Here is an 18,337-nt window from a genome sequence, read left to right as displayed (position 1 = left end):
AGGGTGGCTTCTAGGGCGGTATGTTCCGTAAAATCATAATATGACGTGGACCGAGACCACAAACCTAAAATTTTGCTTACTCAATGCAGAGAACCTGTTTTTGATGTTTGATGGAACTCCGTCCAAGGATGTCTTGAATCTGAAGGAAGCTCAGTGGCAGCGCCTGTCCACTTCGGTTTACGAAAATAAGCCCCTTCGCAAAACGCAAGAAATCGCAAAAGCACTTAAGGACATCAACGCCGACATCGTCATGCTGTGCGAAGTCGGCGGCTTGGAGTCCCTGAATAACTTCAACCTTCTCTTTATGGATGACGCCTATTCCCCCTGTCTTATTGAAGGAAACTCGGAACGCAATATTGACGTCGGTTTTTTGATCCGCAAAAATCTGCCTTTTTATTTCGACCTGCAATCCAATAAAAATCGCCTGATCAACTATCTGTACCCCCATGAGCGCGACAGTCTAAGCAACGGCTATCCGGTCAAGGGCGGCAAAATCACCACCAGCCATAAGTTTTCCCGGGACGTTGTGGAGCTGAAGCTGTTTAAGAGCGATCAGGACAAGCCCTTCCTCATCATTCTGTTAACGCACCTTAAATCCCGCCTGGACCCGGAGCGCATTGATCCCAATGGTTTTGAACGCCGTCAGGCAGAGCTTAAAACCCTGCTGGATATTTATGCGGAACTAGAAAAGACCCACCCGCAAGTTCCGGTCATGATGGCTGGTGATTTTAACGGCAATGCCAGCTCACTGGGTACGGACGAGGAATTTAAAGACCTTTACAGCCGCACACAGCTTCGTGACGTTCTGGAAGCGGCCGGTTTGACGCCGGAAGAACGAGCCACTTTCTATCAGGTTCGCAACGGCTCTCGGGCCGACGGACGCCAGATTGATTTCGTTTTTGCTCCACCATCATTGCAGGCCTTCATCAAACCGGGATCATGCAAAGTGTACCGCTATAAGGACGAATTCGGAATGGAACACGACATCCCACGAAACATGGATGCAAAACTCAACCTGCCATCAGATCATTATCCGCTAGTTTTCGAATTGGAGCGCCTCCCACTTCGCTAGAAGGTACGCCGTACCTTTTTGGAGTGCGCCGTGTTGCAAAAAGGTACGGCGTACCTCTTGCCCTTGCCGGAAGTCAGGGAAAGAATTATTCTGATCCCCGTATGAGCATGCAAAAAACATCGGTCCCAGATTTTCAAATCTCGGCAAAAGTCGTTTATGTCCCTTCAGAGTCCAATCCTGAAAAGGGTTATCATTTTTTTGCATACAAAATCTCTATCACAAACATTGGATCTTCCCCGGCCCAACTGATGAGCCGTCACTGGATCATTACAGACGCCGCAGGCAAAAAAGAGGAAGTCCGTGGACCTGGTGTTGTTGGATTGCAACCTAAAATCCACCCCGGGCAAACCTTTGAATACGACAGCGCCTGCCCGCTAAACACCTCCACTGGCAGTATGCTGGGCCGCTATTTTTTCGTGGCGGAAAATGGCGAAAGCTTCAGCGTAGAAATCCCCGAGTTCTATCTTGTGGCCCCTTTGGCGCTGCATTAATTCCCTCATAATCCCCTTATTTCTTCGGAACATTTTCGAGGTCCAGTTTTACCCTTTTCACTGGAGTTAAAAAATAAAGCTGTGCTAAACCCTCTGGCAGTTTACGGGAGGCTGTATGGCATGGTTTAAAAACTTGCGAGAACTCTTGGGTCTGGAAAAACCGGAAATGTGCCTGTGCATGGTGATCTCTGAACAAGAGGGCGCAGAAATCTGGGTTGAAGATCAAAAGACCCGTTACGTGACACCAAAACTGGTGGCAATCAAAAAAGACCACCCCGTCAAGATCACTGTCAAAATGGTGGCTCATGAATCCCACACAGCGGTGGTGCGCAGTTCGCACAATTTGACCTATTTCTATTGCAACTTAAAACGCATCCCTCTTAGACTTGTCAGCAATGAAGTCTATAGATCTGCCTCTTTATAAAAAAACCGCCCGCCTGATCCTGCGCCCGCTGGAAGAAACTGATTATGAAAACTGGGTGCAGGCTTATTCCAGCATGAATCCCCCACAAAATGAATGGGACGAAACCAACTGGGCCGACAGCGAGCTGACTAAAAAGAAATTCAAAGAACTTCTGAAAAACGAAAAACAGCAGCGAAATGCAGATCACTTTTATTCTTTCGGTGTTTTTCTAAAAGACGACGGAATGCTGATCGGCAACGTCAGTCTGATGGATATTTCCCGCGCGGTTTTTCAAAATGCTTATCTGGGCTATCGTATTTTCAATCCCTATTGGGGATACGGCTTTGCCCAGGAAGCCAGCTTAGGCGCATTGGATATCGCTTTTAAAAAATTAAAACTTCATCGCGTGGAAGCCGGCATTGCGCCGACCAACAAGAAATCCATCAAGGTCGCCAAAGCACTGAAGATGCGTAAAGAAGGTCTTAGCAAACGTCGTCTGCTAGTGCATAAGAAGTGGCAGGACATGGAAATCTGGGCCCTTACCAAAGAAGAACACCGCTAGCTCGATGCGGCGCACTCCAAAAAGGTACGGCGTACCTAAGGACTGCGCATCAGGCGGTTCCAGGAACCATCCGCCGTGCGCTGATAGATGTAGCGTTCGTGCAGACGACCGCCCAGGCCGAACCAGAATTCAATTTCAGTAGGAATCACTCGCCAGCCGCCCCAGTGTGGTGGGCGTGGCACGGCTTGACCGTCGAATTGTTTTTCGTATTCCTGCACCCGGCGGGACAGCCAGTTAATGTCCGGGATCTCTTCGCTTTGGTGGGAAGCCCAGGCACCGATCTGACTCAGACGCGCGCGCGTGGCAAAGTAAGCATCGCTTTCCGCGGCAGAAATTTTTTCAGCTTTACCTGTGATACGGATTTGTTGCCAGATAGCTGGCCAGTGGAAGTTGAGGCACACCATCGGGTTGGCCTCGATATCATGTCCTTTATGGGAATTGTAGTTCCCGTAAAAAACAAAGCCCCCCTTGCTCACCTCTTTAAGATAGACGATGCGCACGGAGGGCACACCCTTTTCATCCACGGTGGCCACCGACATCGCGTTGGCTTCCGGGATTTGCTTTGCGACCGCCTCTTTCATCAGGCGGTCGAAATGCTCAAAAGGGTCTTTGTTGAAGTCGAACATTATTTCTTCTTCTTAGTGTCTTGTTTAACGATGTCGATCAGCTCAACGTCGAATACAAGAACAGAGTTTGGCGGAATGCCTGGGCGACCGGATGGGCCATAAGCCAATTCAGGTGGGATGAAAAGCTTGGCCTTGCCGCCAATTTTCATCAACTGAAGAGCTTCTGTCCAGCCTGGGATAACGCCGCCAACCGGGAATTCTGCAGGCTGACCACGGTCGTAAGAAGAGTCGAACTGTTCACCGTTTGCAGCCGACTTGCCACGCTGGCCTTTGGGCTTCAAATCCACAAACACCACCGACGAAGCACGCAGACGGATAAAGAAAGTCGCTGGTTGATAGATCCGGCCAATCAGACGGCTTTCATCCTCCACCACAGGTTTGATTCCACCCTTGATTTTGTCCTCAAGAAGAATCAGCTCCCGCGCCAGACGATTTTCATAGTCGATCTGAGTCGGCTGTTCCCCATCCATCGCCCCAAAAGCCGAACCACGATGCCGGGCCAGATGCTCCAGATCCAACAACGGGTAACGGTCCCGCAGGCGATGCAGCAAATGCGTCTTCCCACTGCCCGTCGGCCCCGACAAAGCCAGCATTTCATGGCGAACGGAAAACTCATCGATTTGTTTCATCAGATAATTCCGGGCCGCCTTATACCCCCCGGTGATCAGCGGCACCGAAAGCCCGGCTTCCTGCAACCACTGCTGAGTAATCTGCGAACGCTTTCCCCCGCGGAAACAGTAAAGAATCGCCCCGGGATGCTTTTCAAAAAAAGTCCTCCAGGCCTTCACACGTTCTTCTTTAACGGCGCCTGAAACCAGAGAATAGCCCAAACGCACGGCCGCGTCCTGACCTTCGCGCTTGTAGGTGGTTCCCACACTGGCGCGTTCTTCATCATTCATGATGGGCAAATTCACAGCCCCGGGCAGACTGCCTTGACGAAACTCCACAGGGGCCCGCACATCCACCAACGGAATGTTCCGGGAAAAAAGTTCTTTGAGTTGATCGGGTTTGATATTCTTAAGACTCAAAAATCACCGCTTTATCCTGTAGAGGCAAAACCTCTCCAATGATCTCAGCAGATTTAAACTTGGCACGCAAGGCCTGAACCATTTCACCACTGACCGCCGCAGACACGGACAGCAACAAGCCACCGCTGGTTTGCGGGTCATGGGCCAAAAGTTTGTGAAGGCCATCGACCTGCATAAAACTCACATCTTTTTCGGTGTACTGGGCGTTGGATCGGTGCGCTTTGGTCAGGAAACCTTTTTCCAGGAAGGCCAGCGCCTTCGGGAAACGCGGCAACTTCGCCACTGAAATTCGCAAACTGACCTTGCTGGCCTTCGCCAGTTGCATCGAATGCCCGGACAGACCAAAACCAGTGATGTCGGTCGCGGCATGAACTTCTTTTTGCAGGTGCGGAGTCATATAGTCCACAGCATTGTTAACTGTGGCCATGCTGATCAAAGCTTCCATGATATCTTCTTCTTTGGCTTCCAGACGTTTCAATCCGGCCGTCAAAGTTCCCGTCCCCAAGGGTTTGGTCAGAATCAGATGATCCCCGGGGCGAGCCCCCGCATTGGACCAGACAAAATTTGGGTTCACAAAACCCGTCACAGCCAGACCGAACTTCAAGGTGTCATCATCAATAGAATGCCCGCCAACAAAATTCGCATCGGCTTCAGCAATCTTGTCACTGGCCCCTTGCATGACATCCACAATGACTTCAGAAGGCATCGTCGCAATCGGAAACGCCAGAATCCCCATGGCTGTTTTGGGTTTTCCACCCATGGCATAAACATCGCTTAGCGCATTGGCTGCGGCAATTTCACCAAAAAGTTTCGGGGTATCGACAATAGGAGTGAAAAAATCCAGAGTTTGAACGAGAGCAATGTCATCGTTCACTTTGTAAATCGCCGCATCGTCAAACAGTCCGCCATCGACCATCAAGGCCGGGTGAGCCGCAGGAAACTTCACCTGCTGCAGAATGTTTCTTAGCTCAGAGGCAGCCACCTTGGCGGCACAACCTCCCTTTTGCACGGTCTGAGTCAGGGCGATTTTTGAAGAGCTCATGACTGTTTGTGAGAGTCTTTTTTCTCTTCAGTCTGCTGAGTCTGCTCATTCATCGGCTTTTGCTGATTCTGAGAGATCTGCTGTTTTGCTTCACGCTCGTCAGTGGGATCTTCATTCAGGCCTTTTTTGAAGCCACGAATGGATTCACCCAAAGAACGTCCCAAATTGGGAAGCTTGCTTGGCCCAAAAAGAAGCAAAGCGATACCGCCAATAAGAAGAATTTCAGTCCAACCCAAATTCATAAGGTCTCCTCGTTAGATCCCACAAACCCTAGCATAAGGCCTATTGCGCGGCAACAAAAGGAGGTGCATTATATTGAGAAAGGGGGAAATACAATGCTGAGTTTCATCATGGTTCTGCTTCTCACGGGTGATGCGCAGGCCCAAAGCAAGAAGATCAATACCTCCATCTATGAACAGGAAGCCGAACCCGAAAAAACGGAAAGTTTTTCCGCCAAGGTTCGCGTCGTGCGCGATATCTCTGACGAAGTTGAAGTTTTCTTTGAAGGCGACAAAGCCAAGGGAGCCTATATAGTCCCCCGCTCTTTGCCGCGATATGGCGCAATCGTGCAGATGCTGGAAAAGTCCCGCAAGCCCGGGGGCCCGGCGGTGTCTGTCACTGCCGACAGCGAAAAGCGCATCAAGTCGGTTGAAGCGGCAGCCAAAGGCGGCGGTTTCCAAGTGCCTGAAGACCCTAATCAGAAATGGGATTTCGGTAAAATTCCAGATTGATCCTAAGCCCGGGAAGTGAGACTTTCACTTCCTCCATGAAAAACGTTCGTGCACAGTGGTTCAATCAGTCTTGGCTCTATCTTAAACGCATTCTGATCGTGAATGTCGTTTTCCTGTTTATTGGCTTCCTGTGGCGCTGGGCCTTTATGCTGACATTTGGGGATTCCCGCGAACTGTCCGGGCTTTCCGGTGATGTTTTCAAAGCTTTCGTGCTGGGTTCACGCTTTGACAGCACGATTTTGTTTTATATCAATGCCATTCCCCTGCTGCTGCTTTTCTTGTTCAGCCTTTTCACTTTCTGGAAGGGTTTCACCCCGGTTCTGAATCCGCTGTTTTCACGTTTTTCCAGATTCCTGATCCCGTACTACACGGTGATGCTTTTTATCGTGATGTTTTTCTCGGCCGTGGATTTTGGTTTTTACAGCTTCTATCAGGATCGCATCAACGTTCTGATTTTTGGATATTTTGAAGACGACACCTGGGCTTTGACCAAAACCATGTGGAGCAACTACCCGATCATTTGGATTATTCTGGGCCTGGGCCTTTTCACTTATCTGCTGTGGAAGGGGCTCAAGATCAATTTCACCCAAGGCCGGGAATGGCTTCCCGCCGGAATACAAAAGATCTCTTACCCGGTTTTTGTGCTGTTCTTTTTTGTTTTGTTTGTTCTAAACGGTGTCGGAGCCCGGGGTTCTTTGGCTCTGTTCCCGCTGAGTGAAATGGACACCGGGATTTCCAAAAGTATCTTTGTAAATCACTTAAGCTTCAACGGTGTGCGCGCGCTGACCCGTGCGATGGAGCTTAAGTCCCAGCAAAATTCCAAATGGGACAGCAACCTGCGCCACTTTGGATATGGTGAAAACTATCGCCGGGCCTTTGCCGACTTCTATCAGATTCCCGAGGCTCAGGTTCCTGCCGATCCTTTGCAGTTGATGAAGAAAACCACCCCCAAAAACCTCTGGGCGGAAAAAACACGTCCGCACGTTTTGCTGCTGGTGATGGAATCCATGGGGGCCTACTGGTTCAATTACAACCATCCGGAATTCAACCTGCTGGGGGATTTTGAAAAACACCTGCAACAGGACACTTATCTGACACATTTCCTGTCCAGCACCAATGCCACCATTGGCAGTTTAAGCTGTCTGATGATTGGCTCCCCACAGCGACCGATCAGCGAGTTCCTGACTGAAAGTGGCTATCTGCAAGTGCCTTTCCGTTCCAGTCCGGCACGGGTCTTTAAAAGTGCGGGCTACAAAGCAAGGTTTCTGTACGGCGGGAATCCCGGCTGGCGCGAAGTGAATAAATTCGCCTTCCAACAGGGTTTCGATGCCGTGGACGGCGAAAATGAAATCGCCGAAGGCCTGGGGGGACTCAAGGAAAAACACGACTGGGGTATCTATGACGAGGATCTTTTCGATTACGTGTTTAAAACACTGTCGGATGCCAAGGACCCTCAGTTCCTGCTGACGATGACCACCACAAATCACCCGCCTTATCAGCTGCCCAGCACGTATCAGGCGCCCGCACTGACGGCTCCGGCAGAATTGAAAGGCCGTTTGATTGGCGATGCCTCTTTGGCGGAAAAACGTTTTAGAACTTATCGCTATTCCTCTGACAAGCTGGCCCAGTTCATGGCGAAACTTAAAAACTCGCCTTTAAAAGACAAGGTGATCGTTGCCATCACTGGTGATCACACCTTCTGGATTGTAAACTTCACCGAACAAGAGCTTCTGCAAAAAGGCTCTGTGCCCTTCTATCTGTATATGCCATCGGCCATTCGTAAAAAAATGGACCCGGAGGCTTTCGGATCACAGGCGGACATTCCTCCGACTCTTTACAATCTGGCGCTGTCAGAAGTCCCTTACTATTCCCTGGGACGTGATCTTTTTGGCAAAACCGGTGACTTTGCCGTCAACAATTCCAACCTGATCGTGGATCGTACCGGCGGGGTTTTGGCATCCGGCAAAGCAGCCGACGATCAGGCGCTGGACTGGGAAGGTCGCTTTGAACGTCTGGTGCGCGGTGAAAGCACTGAACATAAAAAACAACTGGCTGTGAAATACAAATCCTTGATGAGCATCCTGGATTACTATTTCATGAAAGAAAAACAAGATCAGAAAGGACCCGTGGATCATGCGGATTCTAGTCGTTGAAGATCAGGTAAAGATGGCGAACTTCCTGAAGCAGGGCCTGAACGAGGTCGGCTATGCCGTTGATCTTGCCGAAAGCGGATCGGCTGCTGAATCCTATATGGCACAAGGTGATTACGATCTGGTGATTTTGGATGTCATGCTGCCGGATCAAAGCGGTATTGATACCGCCCGCCACATCCGTCGCGACGGTTTTGACGGACCGATCCTGATGCTGACGGCTCTTTCCACCACCAAAGACAAAGTTCACGGGCTGGATGCCGGGGCTGACGATTATTTGACGAAGCCCTATTCTTTCGACGAACTGCACGCCCGCGTGCGCGCCCTTTTGCGCCGTAAAACACCGGCCAACGGCAATGCCTCCAACGTTTTAAAGTATGCTGATCTGGAGCTGGATCTGATCCAGCGCAAAGCCCGCAGAGCTTCCCAGGATATCTCCCTGACCTCCAAAGAATTTGCCTTGCTGGAATACTTTATGCGAAATCCGGAACGCCCTTTGGGACGCGTTTCCATCGCTGAACATGTTTGGGACATCCATTTTGACTCTGAAAGCAACGTGATTGATGTCTATATCAATCTGTTGCGCAAAAAAATTGATGCCCCCTTCCCGAAACGCTTGATTCACACTGTGGTGGGCACCGGCTATGTTCTTAAAGAAAATTCGTAATTTTCTTTCCAGTTTCAGCATCCGTCTGCGCCTGTCGCTGATCTTTGTTCTGATCTTCGGAACAACGACCGTGTTCTTTAATATGTTCCTGTTTCAAATGATGATTGATAATCTTCAGCAGGATTTTGACGATGCCTTGTTCAACTACTGCGTGGACGTTTCCGACGGGATTGAAATCGGCATCAAAGGGGATTTAAGCTTTCCGCCATTGCGTCTGGATCACGGAAAAATCCTGCCGTTTCCTTTGGGAACAGCCTTGATTCAAGTTCGCCACAGCTCCGGCGCGGTGCTGGCCCGGGTGGGAAATTTTGGTGAATTCAATCCGCCCTATAAAAAAGATTTTGAACGCATCTGGAAAGGTGAAGAAGCCACCTACCGCACCATTGAACACATTCGCAACATCCCATCTGCTGAAGCGGATTCCTATCGCCTGATTTCCTTCCCGCTGGACAATGCCGCCAAGCCGCAGTTGCTTTTGCAGATTGCTGTGCCCATGACCTTGCTGGAAACTCAGATCCAAAAGCGTCTGACTCTGATGCAACTGGGGATTCCCATTGTTTTGATCGTTGCCACCTTTGGTGGTTTGTTCCTGTCTGCACGCGCCCTCAAGCCTGTGAACAACATCATTCACATCACCAAGGAAATCAAAGCCAGTGAACTGTCAAAGCGGGTTCCAGTTCCCCACGCCAATGACGAAATCAAACAATTGTCACTGACCTTAAATGAAATGCTGGACCGTATTCAGCAGGCGTTTTTAAGCCAGGAACGCTTCGTCGCGGATGCGTCTCACCAACTGCTGACACCACTGACCATCATGCGTGGCGAGCTGGAGCTTTTGCAAAAAACAGAACATCGCGATGTCGATCAGTTTATTAAAAGTGCTTTGCAGGAAGTGGACAGTCTGTCCAGTATCGTGCAGGAAATGCTGCTACTGGCGCGGGTGGATGCCGGAATTGGCGCCATGAATTTGCAGGACTTGAATTTTGATGAACTGGTTTTTGAAGCGTTAGCTCGCTGTGAGAAACTGGCTAAATCCAAAAACATCAAACTGAAAGTCACCATCAACAATGAGCCCGGTGAAGACCACCGCCTGATTCGCGGGGACAATGATCTGCTGGAAAATCTCATCGTGAACATCGTGGAAAATGCCATCAAGTATTCACCCAATAACGAAGTGGTTTCCATCACGCTTCACCACACCACAGAGACCTCCGCACTGATTGTCGAAGACAACGGCCCCGGTATTCCCGTTGAACAACTGCCGCTGATTTTCGAGCGCTTCTCGCGCGGGTCTAATATGGAAACCCGGGTTAAGGGCTTTGGTCTGGGACTGGCGATTGCACAAAAAATCGCCATCCTCCACAACGCCCGCCTAAGTGCTGAAAATCACTCGGGGTCCGGCGCGAAATTTATGTTTGAAATTAAAAACATTTAATCTGTTTTTAATTAGGGTTTTAACCTCCTTTGTTAGGCTTTCTTTGTTCCGCAATTGAAGCTCACAAAGAACCATTAGGAGGTTACTATGAAATTTGCTTCTATCTTGATGTCTATCGCTTTTGCTGGTGTTGTTGCTCACGCTAACGAAACAGCTCCTGCTACAACAACTGCTCCAGCCGCTCCTGCTGCTGAAACTGCTAAAGTTGAGAAAAAAGCTGCTAAGAAAAAACACACTAAAGAAGCTGCTCCTGCAGCGGCTGCAGCTCCTGCTGCACCTGCAACAGCTCCTGCTGGTCACTAATTCCTGCTTCACCGCAAGAACGTGACAAAGGGAACCTTCGGGTTCCCTTTTTTATTTAGGTCCACTATTTCACCCAAAGCTCCATACGAGGGACCGAAATCCCCACACCTGCCACATCTTCTGACGCTGGCAGCCCTGGAGTCGAGGCGCCCCAACTGTCGGTCTTGGCGCCCACAGCATAGAACCAATTTGTGTGATTCACAGAACCATCAGCCAAAGTACTTGCCGTCCCATTGTACTCCAACCCACCCCAGAAGTTACTGGTGGAATCAATCGCCACGGCCGTGTAGCCCGCAACAGGTGATGTTGTGAAGTTACTGGTTTGGGTCCACCAGTTGCGCTTGGTGGAGGTTCCAGGCCAGTTGATTCTCAGCTCCAGCTTTCCGCCGCGATAGAATCCGGCCAGACGATTCAGAATAGAATATTTTTTTGCCAAAGGCGTGCCCGAATTGACATTAAGGGCTTCAGCATCGCTGGCAAACACGCCCGCTACGGAATAGTCATGATACATGATCCGTGTCCAGCCGCCACCGTCTGTGGTCATGTCACAGTAAACGGGAATCTTCGTCCCGGTGTTACCAGGATCAATCGTATAAAGACCATTTCCAATAGAAGCCCCCGCATCCAAAATGGCTTTGCAGGAATTGTAGTTCGTCACAGTGTCATCTTCTTTGATCCACAAGTTGACTTCACTCACTCCAACGTTGCTGCCCAGGACCGAACTTGCCATGGGTATCCCCGCCGGGGTTCCATAGGCGACCGTGGAACCGATGGCGTACCACCAGTCCGAACGCTGCGCTGATCCGTCCAACAAGGCTTGATTCGAATTCGCCGGTCCATGAGTTCCATTACCAAGCTCCAACCCATTCCAGTAGTCTGAGTGCAGATTCACTGCAATTGGAACAACTCCGGCAGTGACGACGTCACTGGTGGGGTTTGTGGTTTGCAGCCAGATGTTTTTTTGCGTGTATCCTGGCCAAGTCTGGCGGAAGCGGTACTTTCCATTCACGACGAAATCACCAATCTTGTTAATGACTGAATGAAGATTCCCCGTTGGAGCGGCCGTGTTCTTGCTAAGTGCATCGGCCGTGTTTGCGAAATACCCTCCAGCGATATTATGACGGAAGATACGTGTCCACCCGCCTCCATCGGTGGTCATGTCACAAGAAACCTGATACTGGGCATTGCCTCCCACCCCATCCGAATCAATTGTATAAACTCCGTCTGCGGGACTTCCCAGAGTGTCTTTGATCTCTTTGCAGGATTTGGGATAGCACTGAGTAGCAACGATAAAAGCCGGCTTGCTGGCTGCAGTGAAAGCATTCCACTCGGTGCTGGTTTTCGTGGGTACAAACAAATCACTGGAGGCATGATTGTTTTGAATATAATAACAGGACCCCTCTGCTCCATAGGGCAGATACAGACGCAAAGAACCACTGAAGGGGATACGATACCCCTCACTGAGAGTGTTGATTCCCAGCATGAATGGCGTTGTCATAATCATCATTGCGATTCGCAGTCTCATATCCAATTACGTCCCATTCTAACGAAGATAAAATTTAAAGCTGCACGCATTCCCTTTGCCACTGTAACAGACTTCCGTGGCTTTATAGGCAGGAACGATCCCTTCGTTCCCCGAGTTAACGGCGATATTAAAGGCGTCGGAACTGGCGTAGTGATCGTTGGCATTCTGACCTGCACATCCGGCCGTGCGACTGGTATGGCGAAGATTACCGGTGCATTTGGCAGTATTATAGTCCCAGTTGCCTCCGGCCAGATCAATGATCGGCGCACCACCGTTGTAAGACGGTGAAACAAACATCGCATCAGTTGTGTTGACGGCTATCGAGAAAGCTTCCGCATTGATTGAAGCTTGCTGGGCCAATGTGTGTTTGCCAGCATTGGGCAGACCGTAGGTATTCACAAAGAAATCGTTCGGAGTTGTGCCGGTCACAGCACCATTGGAATAAGCCACCAGTGTCCAACCCCCACCTGAAGTCGTCATGTCACAAAAAACTTCATAAGGAGCTGTCGCCCCGGCTCCATCAATATCGATGGTGTAAATGCCATCCCCTTTGGAAGCCCCGGCGGCCAGAATAGCTTTACATGAATTATAGATTGTGTGCGTATTGTCCTCGCGAATCCACAGATTCACTTCAGGAACACCGTGACTGGCACCCAGCACATCTGACGCCGGCAGACCCGGCGGCGTCGATCCCCAGACAACATAGGCCCCTACGGCATAGTACCAGTTGGCGTGATTGACCGAGCCATCTAAAAACGAAGATGTCGAGGCCGGACCATGCGCCCCGTTAGACAGTTCCAGCCCACCCCAATAGTTCGAATACCCTTGCACGAACTCGGTCGTGTAGCCCGCGACATTCACATCAGCCGTGGGATTGGTTGTTTGAAACCAGATGTTTTTTAGCGCCTCACCCGGCCAGGTCAGCCGAAAGTGATATCTATTGCCTGAGGTCTTAAAATTATCAATCCGATTTAAGATCGAATGAAGATCGGCCGTGGGATCTGAAGCATTCTTCGTCAATGTATCTGCAGCATTGGCAAAATAGCCTCCCGCAATGTTATGTCTGAACAATCGGGTCCAGCCCCCTCCATCGGTAGTCATGTCACAGTAGACGGGAAATGGAGAACCGCCTGTGGGATCCACGTAATAGACGCCATCCCCTTCAGAGCCATTGTTATTCAAAATGTCCAAACACGAGGTGCAGCTTCCCAAGGTCACACCGGCGGGCAGGTTTGAACGAAAAGCCGTCCATTCAGCCGCAGCTTTGGTGGGCACGAAGAAGTCTTTGGTAGCATTGGCATTGATGACCTTCTTGCAGACATTGTGCGCGTTGATGGCTTTGGTCGTCGAACGATTGACCCGATGACCCGTGTCCTGGGTGTTCAGCGCCAAAAGCAAGGGCGCTGTTGCAAGTATGAGGAAAATCTTCCGTCCATGTCTCACAGGTTTATTTCCCCTTCAAAAGGGCCTGTTCCAGACGCTCCAAGCGCTGTTTCAAATCCTGGTTTTCTTTCTCAAGCTGCTGCATGCGAACCTCAGAGTTTTGCTGAACACTGGCCAGTCCGCGAGACACCGTGGCAATCTGGCTTTGACAAAGTTCTTTGTCCGCAACCGCCTTGCTCATATCTGAAAGATGGGCCTTCACCAGCGCCTGACTTGGAATGTCTTCGGTGGTTGCAAGACTTGCCACCGCGCGGGCGATGGAATTTCCTTTGCGTTTGATGAATCCCAGATCCATTAACAGATCCAGACTTCGCTGCACACGATCCACTGGCAAGGCCAGACGATCCGCGATCCATTCAGGCTCTGCCTGGAAGGTCTTCATGCGAATCATGTTCAGGATGGCATAATGCTCCCAACTGGAAAGCATCTCCATCTCTTTTTCCATCAACACTTTCTGGGCGGCAAATTTACGCGAACGCGTGGAGATCAAAGAATAAACTTCATTGCGCTCTTCTGATCCCAGCTCCAGCCCCAAAACAATTTTGTTGGCATAGAACTCACTCAAAGGACGCTTACCGTGCATCAGCTCATTCAAACAACCGGGGGAAATCCCCACTTTTTTTGCCAATGACCGAAAAGAAAATCGAGGGTTCTTTTTTTGAATTTCCTCGAGTTTGGTTTTTAACAAGGCGCCGAATTTGTTAGACATTATCCCCTCAAGCTGAAATGAGGGAATTTTTACATTTAATGACGAAGTTGCAAGCTTAAAATATCAGAAGGGTTTCCTTTTTCGGCCCAAGGGAACGCTCTTCACTCAGATCACCAGCTCAATAATCGCTCTAAAACCGTGATTGCCGCTCATCGCACCAATAATATTTCTCAACGACATGATGTTTTTTCCTTGGGCCCCAATGAGCTTTCCACGCACCTCTTCCGGGACCACCACTCTATACACGGTCGTTTTATCGCCCTCGGTATAGCTCACTTCCACCTTGTCGTAGCAAGACGTCATCTCTTCAATTACGCTCTGTAAAACCCCAGCAAGGCGGTTACGAATATCAGTCACATGTTCCTCCGTAAACCTCATTGTGTGGGACTCCATTCGGGAAGAGCAATACTCCTGCGTCCTGCTAGGACTCCAAAGTGTTCCACCAATATTCTAGGAGCGTCCTTGCCCCAGAATGATGACAGAGCAACTTTGCCCAAAGGTTAATCAAACAACACTCAGTGTCGAAGCTTAGCGTCAATACATGTCATGCCATTCACCACAGGCACTGTTGAAATCCTTTTCTGAATCAGGGTTTGCCGCTTCAATGTGAATATGGCGTCTTGGAATAAACTTGGATTTGTAGAGGAACTAAAACAAAAAGAGCTTCAACAGCTTGAGGTTCATCGCAGCAAAATCGCTTTAATTTATAAAGACAACGAATTCACTGCCATCTCTGGCGTGTGCAATCACGTCGGCGGCCCTTTGGGAGAAGGCCAACTGGAAGGCGACTATGTAGTCTGCCCGTGGCACTACTATAAGTTTCATTATAAAACCGGCGAAGGCGAACCCGGTTTTGAAGCTGACCGGGTGCCCGCCTATCCACTGAAAATCGAAAACGGAGAACTCTGGATTGACCTGAATAAAGCCACTTCGCGCAGCAGACTTCCCCATGCGCCCCATCCCCTGACCCGCAAGCCTGAGCGTAAAGACGGACCGTTGCGAGTGGTGGGAATTTCCACAACAGTGATGGACTCATCTCACCCCCGGGTTTCAACTTCCGAATTGCTGTTGTTGGAAACGCTGAAGTACGCCGCAGAAAAAGGTTATGAAACCCATTTGCAGAAGGTGCGTGATCTGAAATTTCGGCACTGCGAGGGGTTTTATTCCAAAAGTGCGCACGCCTGCACCTGGCCGTGTTCTTTGACTCAACTGGACGACACCGATCAGCTGGATCGTATTTATGAAGACCTGATCCACTGGGCGGACATTATGATTCTGGCCACGCCGATCCGCTGGGGTTCGGCCAGTTCGCTGTATTATAAGATGGCCGAACGCTTTAACTGCATTCAAAATCAGATCACCACCCACAACAACCAGCTTATTCACAACAAAGTCGCCGGCTTTATTATCACCGGAGGCCAGGACAACGTGCAGTCCGTGGCCGGACATCTGATGGGCTTTTTTTCAGAACTGGGATTTCACCTGCCACCTTTTCCTTTTATCGCCCATTCACTGGGCTGGAGTTCAGAAAACATGGAACACAACGTGCGCTACGTGCAACACAGCCGTGCCCTGGCCGAAGCATCGCAGGAATTACTGGATCGCTGTGCGGGACTATCCTGTGCCCTGCTGGCCAATCAGGAACTGCCCCTGCAACACCGGGCGGGACGCAAGGCTTACAACGCAGAAAAACACCGGGGTTCTTAAACAACAAAACAGGTCACTGTCGAGGTTTTCGACAGGCCGGGGTCCGCAGAACATCATCAGAATGTCCGGGGCGCTGGAATCAGGCTTGCAGTTTTTAAACGCAAATGAAAAACCGCTTTTTCCTTTTTCTTGCCACAGCCTTCCTGATGTCGCTGGCAGCCCCCGTAACTGCCTGGTCCTGTGGCTGTATCGCCGATCCTTTTAGTAAGAAATATCAACTTTTTGAAAAGACCTGGTATGGCACCAAACGCAAGTGGACCTGCGTTTACACCTGTCAGGACGCGCAACAAAAACGCATGGAAATTGTGGGGTCTCACTCTGATTGGTATATGACCGACAAGGGGTTGGAAGGCATCTGCGACGGTCTTCACTATGTGAACACTTACAGCACCTTTAAGATGGATTTCGTCTGGGTTTTCGAGGAAGCCCGCTGGTTCAGCCCCGCCCAATCCAAGGCACCCGAACTGGCGCGATGGAACAAAGAACACTGCCGCTGATTTTTTTACGACAGATCAAAAAACAAAAACCCCGGTGAAACCCGGGGTTTTTAGTTTTCAGCTTTTTGCAGTGAAAATTACTGAGCGTTTTCCATGATCCAGCTGTAGGCGCTGCTTACTTTAGCGTAAACGCCGTAGTAGTTGGCACGAGCGCAACCCTGACCCCAGCTCACAACACCAACAAGGTATGTTTGGTTGTTTTCGTCCTGAGCCACAAGAGGACCACCAGAGTCACCTTGGCAGGAGTCTTTACCACCGGATTCATAACCAGCACAGATCATGCTGTCTTTGATTTCGTTCTTATAAGACTTGTTACAAGCCTCTGTGGAAACCAACGGCACGCTTACTTTTTGCAACAAAGTTGGCAAAGAGTAAGAGCCTTCACGCGTCGTGCCCCAACCTGCAACAGTTGTCATGATTTGAGAACCGTCTTCCGGAAGAGTGATTTCAGATGGATTCAAAGCCACCGGAGTGTAAGAGGAATCCTGAGAAAGCTCGATCAATGCAAAGTCATTTTCCATTGTGCGAGTGTTGTAACCAGGGTGAGCGATGATTCTCTTCGGAGCGATAGATTCTGCATTCACCGCGTTTGTGCGATCATGAAGACCGATCACAACTTTTTTCACAGTACCACCGCGTACGCAGTGAGCCGCTGTCAAAACCCAGTTCTTCTTGATTAGAGATCCACCGCAGAAGTGGCTGCTGCTCTGTAGAGAAACGATGTAAGGAAACTCACCGATGGAAGCTTCAACGCCACCAACGATTTTACCTTCTACAGGGCCAGACTTCGCAAATACCGGAGCAGACATCATCATGAGGCCTGCGATTACAAGATGGTTCATTTTCATTTTTTTATCCCCTCTGAACGCGAATCCTTCGCGATCTGATATCAATCGTTGTCTGTTTTCCGGCAATGCTCAAAGAGTAGGTCGCGTCCCAGATTGGAACTGGCCCTCTTTTAGACCTTTGCAGAGGGGAAAATTTTGCCCCCGAAGATCTTTTCCTCGACTTACAACGCGTGATTTCGGTGCCAACAGGCCGGACGGGAACCTCTTCCTGCAGCACAACCCTCTGCAGAGCGGTCTTTTCTGATAAAATCCAACGGAGCCTGGACCTTGCACAGAGCCCCTGCGACCAGGGTGTCCAGACGACACTGACGTGAGGGATACTCCGCATCCAGAGTTTTGTCGGCAACAGAGTCATCCTGTTCACTCAAAGATATAGGGAATTCCATCACAAAATTTAAAAAATCCAAACCTGCCAACGCCGTTCGCTGACACTGGAAGGAACCTTCGCTTCGCACGCCCCAGACCGCATCACAATCCTGAACCAGTTTCCGTGGAAGCAAACGGCCCTTCAAAAATTCCCGATGATTCTGACCCGCCGTTAAATGACGAAAACACACGGACGTGGCGTAATAGTCCGACTGCCCTTCGGCGGAAAGCAGACTTTTGCCGCTTTCATCCAAGGGTCCTTCCCATTCTGCCGGTGCCGGTCTTAGTGGAATTCCGCCAAACAGATGTCCCGCCTCATGGCACAGTGTCATGCGCAGGTTTTCCGACGTCAGTCTTTTATAAACCAGCATCCCGCCATCAACCCCGATCACATATTTATTGGCAATGTCACGATTGGCACTGGCCCCGGCTGAAGGGCGATCCCACAGGATCTGAATCTGAAACTCGCCTCCGGCTTTTTGTGCCACCGGCGCATACAAGGCCTGCAACTTCTGTAAAATCCCCTGCAATTCCTCGGGACTGACCGGAGCTGTTTGCGCCACGGCGGTACTGCCTGGGAAGGTCGTTCCAACCCCCAGGACGAAAGCCAATACTGCAATTAAAAGGCCCTTTGAAGACATAAACGCTTATCGGTCTTATCCTCTAAAAGTAAAGCGGACACGGCCAGCACCGTGTCATTGAGGTCATTGTGCTTGGCCCCGCAAATTCTAT

The 18,337-nt window shown here is 50.1% G+C and carries 21 protein-coding genes; 11 read left to right on the top strand and 10 right to left on the bottom strand.

Annotation, left to right across the window (positions count from 1 at the left end; genetic code table 11):
* Positions 1 to 103: 103 nt before the first annotated feature.
* The 4 genes from EZJ49_RS08325 to EZJ49_RS08310 all read left to right on the top strand — a co-directional run bounded on the left by EZJ49_RS08325 (position 104) and on the right by EZJ49_RS08310 (position 2,528).
* On the top strand, positions 104 to 1,072 hold the full coding sequence (locus EZJ49_RS08325; protein WP_262555934.1) for an endonuclease/exonuclease/phosphatase family protein: 969 nt from the start codon (positions 104 to 106) through the stop codon (positions 1,070 to 1,072).
* 101 nt (positions 1,073 to 1,173) lie between these two features.
* A complete protein-coding gene (gene apaG / locus EZJ49_RS08320; protein ID WP_410468751.1) occupies positions 1,174 to 1,563 on the top strand; it encodes a Co2+/Mg2+ efflux protein ApaG in 390 nt (129 codons plus the stop codon).
* Between the two features lie 115 nt (positions 1,564 to 1,678).
* Entirely contained in the window at positions 1,679 to 1,987 is a 309-nt protein-coding gene (locus EZJ49_RS08315; RefSeq protein WP_262555906.1) for a hypothetical protein, read from the top strand.
* On the top strand, positions 1,959 to 2,528 hold the full coding sequence (locus EZJ49_RS08310; protein ID WP_262555904.1) for a GNAT family N-acetyltransferase: 570 nt from the start codon (positions 1,959 to 1,961) through the stop codon (positions 2,526 to 2,528). Before EZJ49_RS08315 ends, EZJ49_RS08310 begins: the two co-directional genes overlap by 29 nt.
* 35 nt (positions 2,529 to 2,563) lie before the next feature.
* Here EZJ49_RS08310 and pdxH read toward each other — a convergent pair whose 3' ends face one another.
* From pdxH to EZJ49_RS08285, 4 genes are read right to left on the bottom strand one after another with little or no spacing between them, the layout of a single operon-like run.
* Positions 2,564 to 3,154 (bottom strand): pyridoxamine 5'-phosphate oxidase, encoded by a 591-nt coding sequence (gene pdxH, locus EZJ49_RS08305; RefSeq protein ID WP_262555902.1) that lies wholly within the window; start codon positions 3,152 to 3,154, stop codon positions 2,564 to 2,566.
* Entirely contained in the window at positions 3,154 to 4,182 is a 1,029-nt protein-coding gene (mnmH, locus tag EZJ49_RS08295; RefSeq protein ID WP_410468750.1) for a tRNA 2-selenouridine(34) synthase MnmH, read from the bottom strand. Before mnmH ends, pdxH begins: the two co-directional genes overlap by 1 nt.
* Positions 4,172 to 5,224 carry a selenide, water dikinase SelD gene (selD, locus tag EZJ49_RS08290; RefSeq protein ID WP_262555900.1) on the bottom strand — a complete coding sequence of 351 codons (1,053 nt, stop codon included), beginning with the start codon at positions 5,222 to 5,224 and terminating at the stop codon, positions 4,172 to 4,174. Before selD ends, mnmH begins: the two co-directional genes overlap by 11 nt.
* On the bottom strand, positions 5,221 to 5,466 hold the full coding sequence (locus tag EZJ49_RS08285) for a twin-arginine translocase TatA/TatE family subunit (protein ID WP_262555898.1): 246 nt from the start codon (positions 5,464 to 5,466) through the stop codon (positions 5,221 to 5,223). The genes selD and EZJ49_RS08285 overlap by 4 nt, the downstream gene beginning before the upstream one ends.
* A gap of 93 nt (positions 5,467 to 5,559) precedes the next feature.
* Here EZJ49_RS08285 and EZJ49_RS08280 point away from each other — a divergent pair, with 93 nt between their 5' ends.
* The 5 genes from EZJ49_RS08280 to EZJ49_RS08260 all read left to right on the top strand — a co-directional run bounded on the left by EZJ49_RS08280 (position 5,560) and on the right by EZJ49_RS08260 (position 10,510).
* A complete protein-coding gene (locus EZJ49_RS08280; RefSeq protein WP_262555897.1) occupies positions 5,560 to 5,955 on the top strand; it encodes a hypothetical protein in 396 nt (131 codons plus the stop codon).
* Positions 5,956 to 5,990: 35 nt separating this feature from the next.
* Entirely contained in the window at positions 5,991 to 8,108 is a 2,118-nt protein-coding gene (locus EZJ49_RS08275; protein ID WP_262555895.1) for an LTA synthase family protein, read from the top strand.
* Entirely contained in the window at positions 8,089 to 8,772 is a 684-nt protein-coding gene (locus tag EZJ49_RS08270; RefSeq protein WP_262555893.1) for a response regulator transcription factor, read from the top strand. The genes EZJ49_RS08275 and EZJ49_RS08270 overlap by 20 nt, the downstream gene beginning before the upstream one ends.
* Positions 8,750 to 10,207, top strand: a complete 1,458-nt coding sequence (locus tag EZJ49_RS08265; RefSeq protein ID WP_262555892.1) for a sensor histidine kinase — start codon at positions 8,750 to 8,752, stop codon at positions 10,205 to 10,207. The genes EZJ49_RS08270 and EZJ49_RS08265 overlap by 23 nt, the downstream gene beginning before the upstream one ends.
* Before the next feature lie 87 nt (positions 10,208 to 10,294).
* Positions 10,295 to 10,510 (top strand): hypothetical protein, encoded by a 216-nt coding sequence (locus EZJ49_RS08260; RefSeq protein ID WP_262555890.1) that lies wholly within the window; start codon positions 10,295 to 10,297, stop codon positions 10,508 to 10,510.
* 64 nt (positions 10,511 to 10,574) lie between these two features.
* Here EZJ49_RS08260 and EZJ49_RS08255 read toward each other — a convergent pair whose 3' ends face one another.
* The 4 genes from EZJ49_RS08255 to EZJ49_RS08240 form a co-directional block, all read right to left on the bottom strand.
* Positions 10,575 to 12,035 (bottom strand): fibrinogen-like YCDxxxxGGGW domain-containing protein, encoded by a 1,461-nt coding sequence (locus EZJ49_RS08255; protein ID WP_262555888.1) that lies wholly within the window; start codon positions 12,033 to 12,035, stop codon positions 10,575 to 10,577.
* An 18-nt stretch (positions 12,036 to 12,053) separates the two neighbouring features.
* Positions 12,054 to 13,478 (bottom strand): fibrinogen-like YCDxxxxGGGW domain-containing protein, encoded by a 1,425-nt coding sequence (locus EZJ49_RS08250; RefSeq protein WP_262555886.1) that lies wholly within the window; start codon positions 13,476 to 13,478, stop codon positions 12,054 to 12,056.
* 4 nt (positions 13,479 to 13,482) lie between these two features.
* Positions 13,483 to 14,187 (bottom strand): DUF4423 domain-containing protein, encoded by a 705-nt coding sequence (locus tag EZJ49_RS08245; protein ID WP_262555884.1) that lies wholly within the window; start codon positions 14,185 to 14,187, stop codon positions 13,483 to 13,485.
* Between the two features lie 105 nt (positions 14,188 to 14,292).
* Positions 14,293 to 14,544, bottom strand: a complete 252-nt coding sequence (locus tag EZJ49_RS08240) for a KH domain-containing protein (RefSeq protein WP_262555882.1) — start codon at positions 14,542 to 14,544, stop codon at positions 14,293 to 14,295.
* Between the two features lie 255 nt (positions 14,545 to 14,799).
* Here EZJ49_RS08240 and EZJ49_RS08235 point away from each other — a divergent pair, with 255 nt between their 5' ends.
* Together EZJ49_RS08235 and EZJ49_RS08230 are read left to right on the top strand one after the other, a co-directional pair.
* On the top strand, positions 14,800 to 15,894 hold the full coding sequence (locus EZJ49_RS08235; protein ID WP_262555880.1) for a Rieske 2Fe-2S domain-containing protein: 1,095 nt from the start codon (positions 14,800 to 14,802) through the stop codon (positions 15,892 to 15,894).
* 104 nt (positions 15,895 to 15,998) lie between these two features.
* Positions 15,999 to 16,391, top strand: a complete 393-nt coding sequence (locus tag EZJ49_RS08230; protein WP_262555878.1) for a hypothetical protein — start codon at positions 15,999 to 16,001, stop codon at positions 16,389 to 16,391.
* 77 nt (positions 16,392 to 16,468) lie between these two features.
* On the opposite strand, the gene EZJ49_RS08225 is transcribed toward EZJ49_RS08230, so the two are convergent.
* Both EZJ49_RS08225 and EZJ49_RS08220 read right to left on the bottom strand, forming a co-directional pair.
* A complete protein-coding gene (locus EZJ49_RS08225) occupies positions 16,469 to 17,239 on the bottom strand; it encodes a S1 family serine peptidase (RefSeq protein ID WP_262555876.1) in 771 nt (256 codons plus the stop codon).
* Positions 17,240 to 17,400: 161 nt separating this feature from the next.
* Positions 17,401 to 18,246, bottom strand: a complete 846-nt coding sequence (locus EZJ49_RS08220; protein ID WP_262555875.1) for a hypothetical protein — start codon at positions 18,244 to 18,246, stop codon at positions 17,401 to 17,403.
* Positions 18,247 to 18,337: the final 91 nt, after the last annotated feature.

Origin of the sequence: Bdellovibrio bacteriovorus, from assembly GCF_025558485.1 — a bacterium.
GTDB lineage: Bacteria > Bdellovibrionota > Bdellovibrionia > Bdellovibrionales > Bdellovibrionaceae > Bdellovibrio > Bdellovibrio bacteriovorus_G.
The sequence above is the reverse complement of the archived record's forward strand: the minus strand, read 5'-3'. Positions and strand labels throughout refer to the sequence as shown.